The following is a 13,873-nucleotide window of genomic DNA, read 5'->3' as shown; positions in this document are numbered from 1 at the left end:
CTGTTGGATTAGCGCGTTAGCTTGCGGATCAGCTGCGCATGCTGCGGGTAGGCAAGCGTTAGCATCGCGGCATCGCCGAGCGCAAACCCCTCCCAAGTAAACGGCGGAGACATCGTTGTGCCCACAAGACTCCAGGCGCCGAGCGGACGGGAGCCGTGTGTGGCACCAGCCGGAATAACAGCCTGCGGTAGCTCACCACCGATAATATTCGGGCCGAGACGGTGCACCGTGCTCTCACCGTCGGGCAGCAACACCAGTATTTCGAGGGGAGATCCGGCATACCAGTGATACACCTCTGTCTCTGTCAGTGAGTGCAGCGCGGAAAAGTCGCCCTCCTGCAGCAGATAGTAGATAGCGCTCGAGTGTGGGCTGCTGTGGGTGCGTTTAAAGTAACCACCCTCATGCGGCAGCGGCTCAAGGCTCAGCGTTTCGATAACCTGCTGTGCCGTGAGCTCACTAGGCAAGCTGAACATCCTTCTTGCGACGTAACCGTTTGGTCATCAAGAGCAGCGCTAACAGCGTCACAATATAGGGCATTGCGTCCGTGAGCTGCTGCGGCAAACCGATGCTCTGCAGCCGGAAACCGAAAGCGTCGGTAAACCCGAACAGCAGCGCAGCGCCAAGCACCCCGATTGGGTGTGCGCGAGCTAGCATCACAGCGACTACTGCGATCCAGCCGCGACCGGCGCTCATGCCCTCAGTAAACTGCTGCACGTTTCCGATTGCAAGCTGCGCGCCTCCGAGCCCTGCGAGCGCACCCGAAGCCAACACAGTAAGCAGCTGATAGCGCTTAGGATTCACCCCGAGCGTGGCAGCAGCAAGTGGCCGCTCACCAACACCGCGCATCCTAAGCCCAAGCGGTGTGCGGAACAGCAGCAGCCATAAAGCGGGAGCTAACAGCAGTGCCAAATAGCCGAGCGGTGACAGGTTAAACAGCAGGCCGAGGTACGGGATATCGGCAAGGAAGGGGATGCGCCAGGTCGGGATTCCCGCAATTCCGGGGTCTTTAAAAACGCCCTGCACACCAAACACGGCATAAATTAGAAAGCTTGTGATGCCGACACCCAGAATGTTCATCGCAATAGCCAGCACAATTGGGTCACCGCCGCGATACACCGATCCGTAGCCAAGAATTAACGAAAACAGCGCACCAGCCAGCGCCCCTGCGAGCACACCTAAAACCCAGCTGCCTGAGAAGTAGGAGCCGGCCACAGCGCCAAAAGCGCCGATCAAAATCATGCCCTCTAAACCGATGTTAAACACGCCCACGCGTTCGCAGAGCATGCCGCCGAGGGCGGCGAGCAGCACCGGAATCAGAGCGCGCAGCACCGACGCAAAGAGATCAGCGTCAATCAGTGTGAGTAGGTTCATGCCGTGACCTCCGTCCGCTTTTCAGAGCGTCGTTTTCGCTTTGGAATCGCGACCTTAAACGCGATGAGAATGATAACCAGCGCTTGAATGATCGCGCTAATCTGTGGAGAGAGGCCGAGCTCGCGGCCCATAGCGGCAGCACCCACGATAATTGCGGCGAAAAACAGACCTGAAATAGCTGTGCCGAGCGGACGATATGCGGCCAGCAGTGTGACCAGCAGTGCGGTCCAGGCGTAGCCGGTGGTGACCACGTGCCCCTCGAGCATTCGCGTGTTTGGTGCGCCGAGCACCAGCATCACACCAGCAAGGCCCGCGATACCGCCTGAGAGCAGCATTGTTTTAGTGGTGAGGCGGCTAGGTTGCACGCCAGCGTAGCGAGTGAATTCAGCATTTTGGCCGGCCAAACCGGATTCAAAGCCGTAGCGGGTGCGCGAGTTTAAGAAGATTATGCCGGCTAACAGTGCAATGACGAGCACAAGGCCCCAGTTCACATTGGTTAGGAAGGCGGTTAGATAAGACTGGCCACCATAGGCGGCGGCGAGCTCCTTCGCCTGATCCGAACCGCGCACAACAAAGGTCTGAAGCAGCCTATCCGGTGCAATTTGCGCGCTTGCAGAAAGATCGGTTGTGGGATCGTCGAGTTTGAAACGAATCAGCCACGAAGAATAAAAACGGGCTGGGTAGTTCAACAGCAGTGTTGAAATAAGAATCGGAACGTTGAGAACATTTTGTAAAAATGCTGCAAGATATCCCCAAGCAGCGCCCGTGATGATTGCGGTAGCAAGGGAAGCGAGCAAAACCAGAAAACCCGGGCCGGGCATGTAGAGCGCGACGAGACCTCCCGTCAGAGCACCAAGCACAGCCTGACCTTCTGTGCCGAGGTTTAGCACACCCGCACGAAATGCAACAGCGATTGCGAGGGCGAAGCAGATGATTGTTGTGGCGCGGGCGATGGTGTTCGCCAGCCCCAGGCCGGTGCCCAGCGCACCCTCTAACATCGCGCGATACCCGTCTATCGGGTTGGCTCCGGTCAGTAAGAGCAGCACCGCCCCCACGGCGAACGCACTCAATATTGAGAGCAGGATAGAGCTGGTGAGCGCTTTCTTGACGCCGCTTCCGAGCTTTCCCAGTTGGTCGTTTGACATGCTAAACAGTCTACCTGCGTCGTTAGCTAGCGGTCTCGTGCGGGGTGTGGCCAGCCATATAGAGACCGAGCAGCGATTCGGTAGCCTCTGCGCGCGGCAGGTCAGCTACGATCTTCCCCTCGAACATGACGAGGATGCGACTTGCAAGCGACATAATCTCGCTCAACTCAGCGGAGATGAGCAGCAGCGCACCGCCGCTATCGCGATACGCAGTGAGCTCTTTGTGGATCGACTCGATCGCGCCCACATCGACACCGCGGGTTGGTTGTTCTGCGATTAAAAGAGGGGAGGCGTAAGCCATCTCGCGCGCGACAACCACCTTCTGCAGGTTGCCGCCAGAGAGGGTGCCAACGGGGGTTTCGTGGCTGGCTATTTTCACGCCAAAGCGGTTTATTAGATTGCGGGCGTGCTCGGTCATGCGCTTCCTTGCGAGCAGACCCTTTTTTAGCAGCGGAGCGGATCGGTGATGCCCTAACGCGAGATTATCGCTGGCAGATGCGGTTGCAGCTGAGCCGACACCGTGCCGATCCTCAGGAATATATGCGACACCAGCATCACGCCTTGCAGCGATGCTCAATGAGCTGCAATCCGTGCCCGCAATCGTGACAGTGCCCGCGACTGTCGGGCGCATTCCCACAATCGCTTCGGCAAGCTCGACCTGCCCGTTACCTGCGACACCGGCAATGCCGACAATCTCACCGTGACGCACAGTAAACGTTGCGCTATCAACTGCGTTGCGCCCTGTTTCAGTGACGGTAAGCCCCTGCACATCGAGCACAACTTCGCCGAGCGGATTTTTAGGTGGCGGCTGTGTCAGATCAACATCACGCCCGGTCATGTGACGGGTCAACTCTGTCGGGTTCGTATCGGCGGTGATCAGTTCAGCAACATTCTTGCCGTCACGCAGCACAGTGACGCGATCAGAAATGCTCATAACCTCGCTGAGCTTGTGCGTAATGATAATGATTGTGCGCCCGTCAGCTTTGAGGGCACGTAAAATCTCAAAAAGTTTTTCAGTCTCTTGCGGGGTGAGCACAGCTGTTGGCTCATCGAGAATTAAAATTTTCGCTTCCCGATAGAGTGCCTTAATAATTTCAACCCGCTGCAGCACTCCGACCGGCACATCAGAGACTTTATCGCGCGGGTTTACTGCAAGCCCGTAGCGGTCGGCAATCTCCTGCACCTTTGCCACCGCGGCTTCGCGATCCAGCAAGCCACCTTTTGTTGGCTCATCACGGAACACCACGTTTTCAGCGATAGTGAGAGAGGGAAACAGCTTAAAAGATTGGAATACCATGCCCACACCCGCTGCGATTGCGTCGAGTGGGCTGGTGAATTTAACCTCTGCACCGCTGATTTTAATCGTGCCCGCATCAGGTTGATAAACCCCGGCGAGCTGCGACATTAGAATTGATTTGCCAGCGCCGTTTTCACCCATCAGCGCATGAATCTCACCTTTTTCAACCGTGAAATCAACGTTATCGTCGGCAATAACTCCGGGAAAACGTTTGGTGATGCCGCGCATCTCAATTTCAGCGACCACGCTGGGACTCCTCAAGGCCATGAACTGATGTGCGTTTAAGTCTAACAAAGCCTAGTTTGTTGCCGTCTCTGAAATATGGGTTGGGGCTCTGACCGCAGTGATCAGAGCCCCAACTGTTAAAACAGAACCGCAGCTAATTATTCAGCAACAGTAATATCGCCGGCCTTGATTGCCTTAGCGGCAGCCTCAACCTTTTCGATAATCTCCGGGTGTGACATAACAACACAGCCAGAATCTGCAGCGTCATCGGTGAGGCTAACAACGGTCATGCCCTCTTCTGCCAGGCCGAATGAGCTGGTTGCGTCCTTCGGGCTCTTGCCTGCAAGGATCTCGCCCACAACGGTCTCAACAACCTTGTTCACAGCCTTGATGGTGCCGTCAACGACGTGCCCCGGTGCCATACCGCACTGGTTTGCGTCTACACCGTAGGTGTAAAAGCCCTTTTCAGCAGCGGCCTCGTGAATACCACCGTTAGCGGCGGCTGCAACAGCGAACACCTGGTCAACACCGGTTGCCGCAAAAGCAAGTGCCTGCTCTTTCGCGCGAGCGGTGTCAGCAAATGGATTCTCGCCACCAACATACTGTGGCGCAATCGCCTCAACATCACTTGCGGTGTCGGTCGCACCCTGCGCAAAACCGTTGTTGTATTTGTGCAGCAGCGGAATATCAAGTGACATTACCGAGCCAACCTTCTTTGACTGCGAGAGCAGCGCAGCTTCAACACCCAGCAGGTATGAAGGCTCCTGCTCGCGGAAGGTGGCGGTGTAGAGGTTGTCGAAGTCGCCCTCAACAGTGGTGTCGATCAGCAGGAACTTCTGGTCTGGGTAGGCTTCTGCATACTCGGCTGCAAGGTCAGCAAACTGGAAACCGAGCATTACAATAACCGCTGGTGCTTCATTGACAGCCTGATCGAGATTTGAGCGGCGGGTTTCGTCGTCTTTAGACTCGAAGGTTTTTGCTTTTCCGCCGTTGGCCTCAGCAACAGCGTTAATGCCGATCTGGCCAGACTTCAGAAACTCATTTTGACCGATTGGGTCACTGGTTATGTAGATGAAACTCTGATTGCTTTCTGTGCCAGTTTCAGAGGATGCAGAACTGCTGTTAGATGAGCTGTTTCCACCAGCGCAACCTGAGAGCAGTAGGCCGATTGCGGCAACGCCAGCAGCAGCTGCGGTAGCGCCACGCTTAGTAAATGCCTTCATTGAATATCTTGATCCTTTCGGGATTTATTGAGCGGCGACTCGAAGCTCGCCAAGGGGAGTCTCTGCCAGGGTTTGCCCCCGGTCGAGATGAATCACACGGCGTTCGGTAATAATGCCGGTGATCAAACTGTGTGGGGTAACGTCAAAGGCCGGGTTTAGGCCTTCGATGTCTGCTGGTGCGGTTCTAACGCCGTTAAGCTCGGCAATTTCAGTAACGCCGCGATCCTCAATTTCAATATCTTTGCCGGTTGTCGTTTGCATATCAATTGTGCTTTCGGGGGCAACCACAAAAAAGGGCACACCCGCATATTTAGCGGCAAGCGCTAGAGAGAAGGATCCGATTTTATTTGCGGTGTCACCGTTCGCTGCGATCCTGTCAGCGCCGATAACCACTGCATCGGCAGCGCCGCGGGAGAGCAGAAACGGGCCAGCAGAGTCAACAATTAATTTGAAGGGAGCACCCATGTTTTTTAGCTCCCATGCGGTTAACCGGGCGCCCTGCAGCAGCGGGCGAGTTTCACAAGCTAATGTTTGGGTCAAAGATCCCTGTTCTAGGAGGGTTTGGATCACTCCGAGCGCAGTGCCGCGCTCTACAGTTGCCAGACCGCCGGTGTTGCAGATGGTCATCATGCGCACCTGCTCTTTGCCCGTTATAGAGCGCACAGTTTCGGCACCGTAGAGCCCCATAGAAACGCACGCGCGGATGTCTGCATCGCGCACCTCAAGGGCTTTTGCGAGCACAGCGTCAGCGCCGTCATCAATAACTGCGAGTGCTTGATCAACACCCCACGAGAGATTCACAGCAGTGGGGCGTGCCTCGCGCAGCCGCTGCGCCTCACGACGCACCGCCGCGGGATCCGCAAGTTTTTGAGCGAGCAGCGCAACACCGAGCGCGCCAGCAACCCCCAGCGCCGGGGCGCCACGCACCGCTAGCCGTTTGATATCCGCGATAAGGGTTTCAATATCTGCAACCTCGCGCAAAACCAACTCGTGCGGTAGCAGGGTCTGATCAATCAGCTTAATTACACCGTCTTGCCAATCGATAGTGCGCAAAAATTCTCCCTAAAACGTGGAGCGTTAAGATTCATATCCACAATACCGGAGCTTAAAGCGACTCGGAAACTGCGAGTGTATCGTTAACACTATGACAGCGATCATTAGCGACACCATCTTAAAACAGATTGCGGATCGTGCGCCGCAGTTAGACGCAGACAACCAATTCTGTGCGGCCGACATCGAGCTGCTTAAAGAAGCGGGGTATCTGAGCGCCTTTACCCCTACGCAGCTTGGCGGTGCGGGCCTTGCAGCCACCGAGGTGAGTCGCCTGCAGCGGCGGTTAGCGCAAGCAGCGCCGGCCACAGCGCTCGCAGTTAATATGCACCAGGTGTGGGTGGGCGTTGCCAGATCCCTCTTCGAACAGGGCGATAAATCACTGGAGTGGGTGCTGAAAGAAGCAGCTGCGGGGGAGATTTTTGCGTTTGGCATCTCTGAACCCGGCAATGACGTTGTGCTGCTTGACGCAAAAACAACCGCTGACAAAAACGCAGACGGCTATCTGATTTCCGGCACCAAGGTTTTTACCACTCTGTCACCAGCATGGACCAGGCTGGGGCTGCACGCGCGCTGCGGTGACCGACTAATTTTTGGTTTTGTTGAACGCGACGCTGCAGGCAAGATAAGCAACCCGGGAGAGTGGAATCCTGTGGGGATGCGAGCCACGCACAGCTACACAACTGTGCTTGAAGACGTGCAGATGCGAAACAGCCGGGTGGTTCGTGATATTGCGCCATACGAGGCGAGCGATCTGCTTGTTGGTGCGATTTTTGCGAATTTCTCTCTGCTCACCGCATCCGTGTATCAGGGGCTTGCTGAGCGCGCTATTGAGCTTGCAACGACAGCTTTACAGCGTGCAGTAACTCTGATGGACGGCACCGAAACAACAGCCGGCGCTAATGAACGGCGGGGTGCTGACTTTGCGGCAGCGGTGCTGGGTCAGCGGGCGGCGCTAAACTCTCTGGAGCTGCTGTGCGCACAGCTTGATTCTGGTGAGCTGTTTAACCGACCTGATGCCTTTCTAGCACTTGCGGCGGCGAAGAATCAGATTTGTGACGCGGCCGCTAACACCGTTGAAATGGCGTGCGCGGTGAGCGGTACGAGCGCATTTCAGGCTGACAGTGAGTTGGCGAGACTGCGCCGCGACGTTGCAGCGGCGCAGTATCATCCAACTTCTGCGGCCGGTTTACTCGGCACCGTCCGTCGTTTTTACGGTGTCTGAATCCGCTGTCTCATCGACTAGTGGCGTGCCGTCAGCATCAAGATACTGGCCGGCCTCATAGTCGTAATCAACAGGGTTGCCGTCTTCATCTGTGCGCGCATACCAGTCAGTAACCTCTGGTGCCTCTGAGTCAAAATCTGCCCCGGCGGCTAATTCATCGTCTGAAGCGGTTGGTTCGAGGGCGATCTTGAAGTTATCGCCGTATTCAGTGACACCGGCCACAACGGCTTTTTCAAGCGCAGACTGTTCAAAGTTGCTGCGGATGGTCATCGGATCGTTGCGCAGCTCTTTGACAAGTGCGACAGTCATCAGGATCAGCACAACCGCAAAAGGAAGCGCGGTGATGGTGATCATATTTTGCAAGCCCTGCAGCACATCCGCACCACCAGCAAGCAGCATAACGACTGCAATGCCCGCCATGCACACAGCCCAGAACGCGGTGATAAGACGTTTCGGTGATGGGTTACCGCGCTGTGAGAGCTGTGAATTTACAAGAGAGGCTGAGTCAGCCGAGGTAATGAAGAAGACCGCAAGAATAACGATAATCAACGGGGCAACAATCGCATAGCCCGGCAGGTTGCTGAGCACTTCAAACATAATCTCTGCGGGGGCAGGCAGTGCGTTAGGATCGTTGCCCGGCGCGAGCGCCTGAGTTTCACGCTGCATCCAAATCGCGGTGCCGCCGATTACTGTGAAAGCGGCAATTACGATCGTTGAAGGAATAAAGAGCACGCCCAAAACAAACTGGCGGATCGTGCGGCCGCGAGAAATTTTCGCCACAAAAACACCCACGAATGGGGCCCAAGAAACCCACCAAGCCCAGTAAAAGACGGTCCAGCTTGAGAGGAATGCCTGCATCTCAGGGCTCGCGGCCATATTCGCTGATAGTGCATCAGGGATATTAGCTAAATAGTCAATCATGACCGAAGGAATTGCGTTCATAATAAACGCAGAAGGGCCAACAAAGAAGATAAAAATCGCAAGCCCCAGCGCGAGCACCATATTTATGTTTGAGAGCATACGGATGCCTTTAGCCACCCCAGACACAGCAGAAATAATTGTGCCAATTGTGAGCAGCATGATCACGACAATCGCAATCTGATTGCCCTCTGTAGACCAGCCTGTCACAATCTCGACACCGCGTGCAATCTGCATAGCACCGATGCCGAGTGAGGCAGCAGTGCCGAAGAGCGTCGCGATAATTGCCATGCCGTCGATAGCGCGCATACCGGGGTTGGTGACATCAGTTTTAAACAGTGGCGCGAGAATAGAACTCATAAGCGGCACACGCCCGCGCCGGAAGCTGGTGTAGGCAACAGCTAAGCCAACGATCGCATATATTGACCAGGCATTAATGCCCCAGTGCATTGCAGACTGCGACATCGCTGCGGTAATTGCCTCAGCGCTCGCAGGCTCGACTGTGTCCGGCCGGGGGCTGAGGTAGAAGGTTAGGGGTTCATATGCGCCGAAGAAGATAATCCCGATGCCGATACCGCCGGCAAACAGCATCGCAACCCATGAGCTGGTTGAGAACTCGGGTGCCTCTCCGTCTAGGCCGAGTGGAATTTTGCCATAGCGGCTGAACGCCAACCACAGCAGCACAACAACAAGCCCGGCAGCTATGACAGTAAAAACCCAACCGAAGTTGACCATAATCCAGTTCAAGGCCGTGCTGGATACATCAAACACAGTCTGCGGCTGCAGTGCGCCCCACACAACGAAGCTGATAATCAGCACACCCACAACAGCCACAATCACGCGGTCGACGCCGTAGCGCACCTTTTGATCCTCGATTGAAACACCGGGGACTAGAGCGGGGTGAATATTGTGCGGATAGTTTAATTCTTCTAAAAATTTTTGCCCGCGCTCTTTGTTGAGAATAAAGGCCAAGCGACCGCGTCCAGGTGTCTTGGAGCGGTCGCTTTTGGCAGCGGAGTGTAAACTAGAAGCAGGTTTTTCTTTAGCTTTCTTGCTGAAAACCATATTTATCTTCCTGTCAGTTCAGCCCGAAAGTCTTGGCGGGTGCGTGATTTCGAGCGTTAGACAGCAAGATCTATTTGGCGACTCCCGGGTGGGTCATAGAAAGCAGATCAAGTGCCTTATCCAGCTCGGCCTCACTGACCTCGCCACGCTCAACGTAGCCGAGGTCGATAACAGCCTCACGCACAGTAATGCCCTTTGCAACTGAGTGCTTTGCTATTTTAGCAGCTGCTTCGTAACCGATTAGACGATTCAGCGGGGTGACAGTCGACGGGCTCATGCCCGCAAGAGCTGCAGCACGATCAAGGTTTGCTTCAAGACCCTTAACCGTCTTGTCTGCCAGGACGCGGCATGCATTGCTCAAAAGTCGTGCTGACTCGAGCAGGGCGGTTCCCATAACTGGGATCTGCACATTGAGCTCAAACGCGCCTGATGCACCCGCCCAAGCAATAGTTGCATCGTTACCGATAACCCGTGATGCCACCATCAGCACAGCTTCAGGCACAACAGGGTTCACCTTGCCCGGCATAATCGATGAACCTGGCTGGAGGTCTGGGATGAAGAGCTCACCCAAGCCGGTGTTAGGGCCGGAACCCATCCAACGCAGGTCGTTGTTAATCTTGGTCAGCGACACTGCGATTGTGCGCAGAGCGCCTGAAGCTTCAACCAAACCGTCACGGTTTGCCTGCGCTTCAAAGTGGTTGCGCGCTTCGGTGATTGGCAAGCCACTGGAAGAAGCGATTTCAGCGATAACTCGCTCAGGGAAACCAAGCGGCGTATTAATGCCGGTGCCCACAGCAGTGCCACCCTGCGGCACCTCAGCAACACGTGGCAGAGCGGCCTGCACGCGTTCGATACCGTAGCGAATCTGCGCAGCGTAGCCACCAAACTCCTGGCCGAGAGTCACTGGAGTGGCGTCCATCAGGTGGGTGCGGCCCGGCTTCACTGCGCTCTTCCACGCCTCAGCCTTTTCTTCGAGCGCCGCAGCGAGGTACTCAAGCGCCGGCACCAGCTGCTCGATGAGTGCCCCGGTAACCGCGATATGCACCGAAGTTGGGAAAACATCGTTTGATGACTGCGAAGCGTTGACGTGGTCGTTCGGGTGCACCTGTGCGCCGAGGTGCTTTGAAGCGAGAGTTGCGAGCACCTCATTCATATTCATGTTCGATGAGGTGCCAGAACCTGTTTGGTAGGTGTCTACCGGAAACTGGTCGTGGTGATCGCCGCCAATAACCTCATCGGCTGCCGCAACAATAGCGTCTGAGATATCGGCGTCTAGAATTCCCAATTCTTTGTTAGCGATTGCTGCCGCACGTTTGATGCGCGCTAACGCAATGATCTGTGCTGGCTCAAGACCGCTGCCTGAGATTGGGAAGTTTTCTACAGCGCGCTGAGTTTGGGCTGCATAGAGTGCGTTTTTTGGAACGCGAACTTCGCCCATAGTATCGTGCTCGATGCGGTATTCGATTTCGCTCACTTGCTTCCTTCGTTAGAAACCCGACCGTGTGTTATCTGCCACGGTTCTTCTAGGATACTGCCTCGCCGGTTTCTAGCGGTCCGACAGAAATTATTGGTTTAATGTGGCCGTCGGTGAGACTGTACTGACAGCCAACGATCCCCAGTTTTCCTGCTGCCACACTGTCTCTGAGGATCGCGCTCGCACGCAGAATATCTTGCACCGTTTGGCGCAGATGGTGCCTACCGGCTTCGTCGGCGTCGATCTCGTCTTCAGCAACATACGGAGTTTCTGAGTTGTATCTATGCCACACCCACTGCACGCTTGGAACAATCGGCTGCAGAGTGCGCACCACAGCGCGCGGCATCTCATCTGGGTTGTCGGTGCAGAGATTCACCGCCGCTTTAACCGCCCCGCAGCTGTCATGCGCGAGCACTAAAACCAGCGCAACACCGAGTTCTGTGACAGCAAACTCTAAGGATGCGACGATTGACTCAGCTACAACGTGCCCAATATTTCTAATTACAAACAGGTCGCCAAGCCCGCGATCGAAAATGATCTCTGCCGCTAGACGTGAGTCTGAACAGCCAAAGAGCGCAACGTCCGGGCTCTGTCCACCGGCGATCAGATCTCGTCTAGCAGCATCCTGATGCGGGTGCTCCTGGCTGCCGGCAATGAAACGTTGATTACCAGACACCATCTGCATCCAGGCCTCTTGTGGGGTGATCCGCGCCCGCATTGACATCCTTAAACCTTAAGTTACTCGGTGAGTGAGACAGCTGTTTTTTCAGCCAGGTCACGAATTTCAGCTTCGCTGCCTGTGCCGCTCACTATTAGCGTAGCCTGCGGCAGCTCTGTCACATAAGCCCACAGCACGTTAGAACTGTCGGCGCTGTCACTGGAGTGATCGTAAACCTGCCAGTTGTAGCCTGCGAAGGAAGCTGTGCCCGTTTGCTTCTTCCCCTCTAACTGTTTATTAACCCAGCGTGCGTCTGCCGGCAGCATTTCGTTATTGTGCCCCTGGGCTACCCCTGCGTAATTGCCGCTCGGCGTCGTATAGCCGATATACCAATAGGTAACAAGCTCTTCTCGGTCAAAGCGGACCTTTGCCTGCTTAGCGAGCCATTTATCACCCACTGCCGGGTTAGCTACGGTTTGCCCGAATGTGTCAGATGCGCCCTCTGCAAGCTGCTGCACATCAACATTGCGGGTGGTGAAATCACCCGTGCCGCGCGGCACGATGAGCACGATGAGCGCCAGAAACCCTAAGGTGACCAGCAGTGAGTAAATAAGATTATTGAGCGTTTTACGCTTCTTATAGAGATAAGACTGCTTGGCTTTGCGGGCTGTTGTCTCTGCCGCAGTTTCAGGGCGCCCGAGTTCGGCAACAACCGTGGGCTGTTTTTGAAGTTTAGCCACTAGGAGTCGGCCTTTGCAGATTCTGCGCGAACAGCTTCTAATCTAGCCTTAGCGTCACCGAGCCACTGCTCGCACCTTTTTGCCAGTGCCTCACCGCGCTCCCACAGAGTGAGCTGCTCAGCAAGCGGGATGCCCCCTAGCTCCAGTCGCTGCACAACCTGAATTAACTCGTCACGAGCCTGTTCATAGCTAAGTTCTGCGATTTCAGTTTGCGCTTCAGTCATAGCTTCAATCCTATTCTGCGATTGCTGTAATTTCACCGTCGCTGACCCGCAGCTTGAGGGTGTCGCCCGGTTGCACTTCAGAAGTCTTTGAAATTGGTTTCGCCTCGCTATTTAACACCATCGCGTATCCACGTTTAAGAGTTGCGAGCGGTGACAGCGCGCGCAGCTGTGAGAGCTGGCTGTTCAAATCAGATGCGGCGTTATAAAGCTGACGGTCGACGAGCTCAGCAGAGCGCACCGCAAGTCGCTGCACGTCAATTTCCTGCTGTTCGAACATTGACTCAGGTCGCTGCAAAACAGGGCGAGAGCGCGTATTGCTGAGGGCTGCATATTCTTGCTCCACAGTGTGTGTGAGACGCGCACGAATTCTGCCCACCGCGCCCGTTACGATCTCATGTTCCTCTATGTATGAGGGCACAACACGCTTTGCGGCACCGGTTGGTGTGCTCGCGCGATAGTCTGCAACCTCGTCTAGGAGTGGGCGATCCGCCTCATGGCCAATAGCTGAGATGATCGGGGTTTTTGTTGCTGCGGCAGTGCGCACAAGTGTTTCGTCGCTGAACGGCAGCAGATCAAGAAAGTCGCCGCCGCCTCTCGCGATAATGATGACGTCAACACGCGGATCGGCATCGAGCTGCTGTATTGCCTGCGTTACCTGACTAGCTGCGTTTACACCCTGCACAGCTGTGTGCACGATCTCGAAAGGAATGCCTGGCCAGCGCTCGAGAGTATTCTTTAAAACGTCTTTTTCTGCATCAGAGTCGCGCCCGGTAATCAGGCCAATGCACCCCGGTAGAAACGGCAGGGGGAGTTTTCGATCCTCTGCAAACAACCCTTCGGCGGCAAGCTTGTGACGCAATTTTTCAAGCTGCTGCATGAGCTCGCCGAGCCCTGCTGTTTTAATGCGTTTGACATTAAAACTGAGCGATCCCCGAGCTGTCCAATAGTCTGGTTCTGCCAGCAGCACCACATGATCACCCGTGTGAAAATCCTGCTGCAGCTGCGCTCTAACCGAACTCCAAATATTGAAGGAGAGACTGTCGTCTCCGCCGTCTAAGTCGCGCAAGCGACCGTAAACATTGCCGCGGTTTTCTTTCCACTCTGTTATTTCACCCTCGACCCAAACCGCGCCGAGCCCTTTAATGGTCCGCTTCAAAACCTCGCTCACACGGGCAACACTGAGCGGGTTAGATTCACTTGGAGCTTGCGGCACGATTCTCCTCTAAGGCATTTGTTCGCTCTCTAGATTACTGAGATA

The 13,873-nt window shown here is 55.3% G+C and carries 13 protein-coding genes; 1 reads left to right on the top strand and 12 read right to left on the bottom strand.

What is annotated here, in order from left to right; all coding sequences use genetic code 11:
- Positions 1–8: 8 nt before the first annotated feature.
- The 6 genes from HCR00_RS03585 to mtnA all read right to left on the bottom strand — a co-directional run bounded on the left by HCR00_RS03585 (position 9) and on the right by mtnA (position 6,314).
- Positions 9–473, bottom strand: coding sequence for a cupin domain-containing protein (locus tag HCR00_RS03585; protein WP_167142839.1), 465 nt, complete (start codon positions 471–473; stop codon positions 9–11).
- Positions 457–1,371 carry an ABC transporter permease gene (locus HCR00_RS03580; protein ID WP_166987228.1) on the bottom strand — a complete coding sequence of 305 codons (915 nt, stop codon included), beginning with the start codon at positions 1,369–1,371 and terminating at the stop codon, positions 457–459. Before HCR00_RS03580 ends, HCR00_RS03585 begins: the two co-directional genes overlap by 17 nt.
- Complete coding sequence (locus tag HCR00_RS03575; protein ID WP_167142836.1) at positions 1,368–2,516, bottom strand: ABC transporter permease; 1,149 nt, start codon at positions 2,514–2,516, stop codon at positions 1,368–1,370. The genes HCR00_RS03580 and HCR00_RS03575 overlap by 4 nt, the downstream gene beginning before the upstream one ends.
- Positions 2,517–2,538: 22 nt before the next feature.
- Positions 2,539–4,059 carry an ABC transporter ATP-binding protein gene (locus HCR00_RS03570; RefSeq protein ID WP_208317180.1) on the bottom strand — a complete coding sequence of 507 codons (1,521 nt, stop codon included), beginning with the start codon at positions 4,057–4,059 and terminating at the stop codon, positions 2,539–2,541.
- 137 nt (positions 4,060–4,196) lie between these two features.
- Entirely contained in the window at positions 4,197–5,261 is a 1,065-nt protein-coding gene (locus HCR00_RS03565) for a BMP family ABC transporter substrate-binding protein (RefSeq protein ID WP_166987237.1), read from the bottom strand.
- Between the two features lie 24 nt (positions 5,262–5,285).
- Positions 5,286–6,314, bottom strand: coding sequence for an S-methyl-5-thioribose-1-phosphate isomerase (gene mtnA / locus HCR00_RS03560; protein WP_166987241.1), 1,029 nt, complete (start codon positions 6,312–6,314; stop codon positions 5,286–5,288).
- 91 nt (positions 6,315–6,405) lie between these two features.
- Here mtnA and HCR00_RS03555 point away from each other — a divergent pair, with 91 nt between their 5' ends.
- Complete coding sequence (locus HCR00_RS03555) at positions 6,406–7,536, top strand: acyl-CoA dehydrogenase family protein (protein ID WP_167142832.1); 1,131 nt, start codon at positions 6,406–6,408, stop codon at positions 7,534–7,536.
- On the opposite strand, the gene HCR00_RS03550 is transcribed toward HCR00_RS03555, so the two are convergent.
- From HCR00_RS03550 to xseA, 6 genes are all read right to left on the bottom strand, one after another.
- Positions 7,501–9,519 carry a BCCT family transporter gene (locus HCR00_RS03550; protein ID WP_167142829.1) on the bottom strand — a complete coding sequence of 673 codons (2,019 nt, stop codon included), beginning with the start codon at positions 9,517–9,519 and terminating at the stop codon, positions 7,501–7,503. The two genes, HCR00_RS03555 and HCR00_RS03550, sit on opposite strands and share 36 nt — an antisense overlap.
- Before the next feature lie 70 nt (positions 9,520–9,589).
- Entirely contained in the window at positions 9,590–10,993 is a 1,404-nt protein-coding gene (locus HCR00_RS03545) for a class II fumarate hydratase (protein WP_167142826.1), read from the bottom strand.
- A 49-nt stretch (positions 10,994–11,042) separates the two neighbouring features.
- Complete coding sequence (locus tag HCR00_RS03540) at positions 11,043–11,717, bottom strand: carbonic anhydrase (protein ID WP_341747202.1); 675 nt, start codon at positions 11,715–11,717, stop codon at positions 11,043–11,045.
- 14 nt (positions 11,718–11,731) lie between these two features.
- On the bottom strand, positions 11,732–12,391 hold the full coding sequence (locus HCR00_RS03535; RefSeq protein WP_167142824.1) for a DUF4245 domain-containing protein: 660 nt from the start codon (positions 12,389–12,391) through the stop codon (positions 11,732–11,734).
- Positions 12,391–12,615 carry an exodeoxyribonuclease VII small subunit gene (locus HCR00_RS03530; protein ID WP_167142821.1) on the bottom strand — a complete coding sequence of 75 codons (225 nt, stop codon included), beginning with the start codon at positions 12,613–12,615 and terminating at the stop codon, positions 12,391–12,393. Before HCR00_RS03530 ends, HCR00_RS03535 begins: the two co-directional genes overlap by 1 nt.
- A 10-nt stretch (positions 12,616–12,625) precedes the next feature.
- Positions 12,626–13,828 carry an exodeoxyribonuclease VII large subunit gene (xseA, locus tag HCR00_RS03525; RefSeq protein WP_243854521.1) on the bottom strand — a complete coding sequence of 401 codons (1,203 nt, stop codon included), beginning with the start codon at positions 13,826–13,828 and terminating at the stop codon, positions 12,626–12,628.
- Between the last annotated feature and the right edge of the window lie 45 nt (positions 13,829–13,873).

Source organism: Canibacter zhoujuaniae (assembly GCF_011752005.1).
GTDB classification, from domain to species: Bacteria; Actinomycetota; Actinomycetes; order Actinomycetales; family Microbacteriaceae; genus Canibacter; species Canibacter zhoujuaniae.
The sequence above is the reverse complement of the archived record's forward strand: the minus strand, read 5'-3'. Positions and strand labels throughout refer to the sequence as shown.

Excerpts from the sequence above, each read along its gene's own strand:
- HCR00_RS03585 (WP_167142839.1), bottom strand. The coding sequence starts at position 473 with ATGTTCAGCTTGCCTAGTGAGCTCACGGCACAGCAGGTTATCGAAACG.
- HCR00_RS03580 (WP_166987228.1), bottom strand. The coding sequence starts at position 1,371 with ATGAACCTACTCACACTGATTGACGCTGATCTCTTTGCGTCGGTGCTG.
- HCR00_RS03575 (WP_167142836.1), bottom strand. The coding sequence starts at position 2,516 with ATGTCAAACGACCAACTGGGAAAGCTCGGAAGCGGCGTCAAGAAAGCG.
- HCR00_RS03565 (WP_166987237.1), bottom strand. The coding sequence starts at position 5,261 with ATGAAGGCATTTACTAAGCGTGGCGCTACCGCAGCTGCTGCTGGCGTT.
- HCR00_RS03555 (WP_167142832.1), top strand. The coding sequence starts at position 6,406 with ATGACAGCGATCATTAGCGACACCATCTTAAAACAGATTGCGGATCGT.
- HCR00_RS03550 (WP_167142829.1), bottom strand. The coding sequence starts at position 9,519 with ATGGTTTTCAGCAAGAAAGCTAAAGAAAAACCTGCTTCTAGTTTACAC.
- HCR00_RS03540 (WP_341747202.1), bottom strand. The coding sequence starts at position 11,717 with ATGTCAATGCGGGCGCGGATCACCCCACAAGAGGCCTGGATGCAGATG.
- HCR00_RS03530 (WP_167142821.1), bottom strand. The coding sequence starts at position 12,615 with ATGACTGAAGCGCAAACTGAAATCGCAGAACTTAGCTATGAACAGGCT.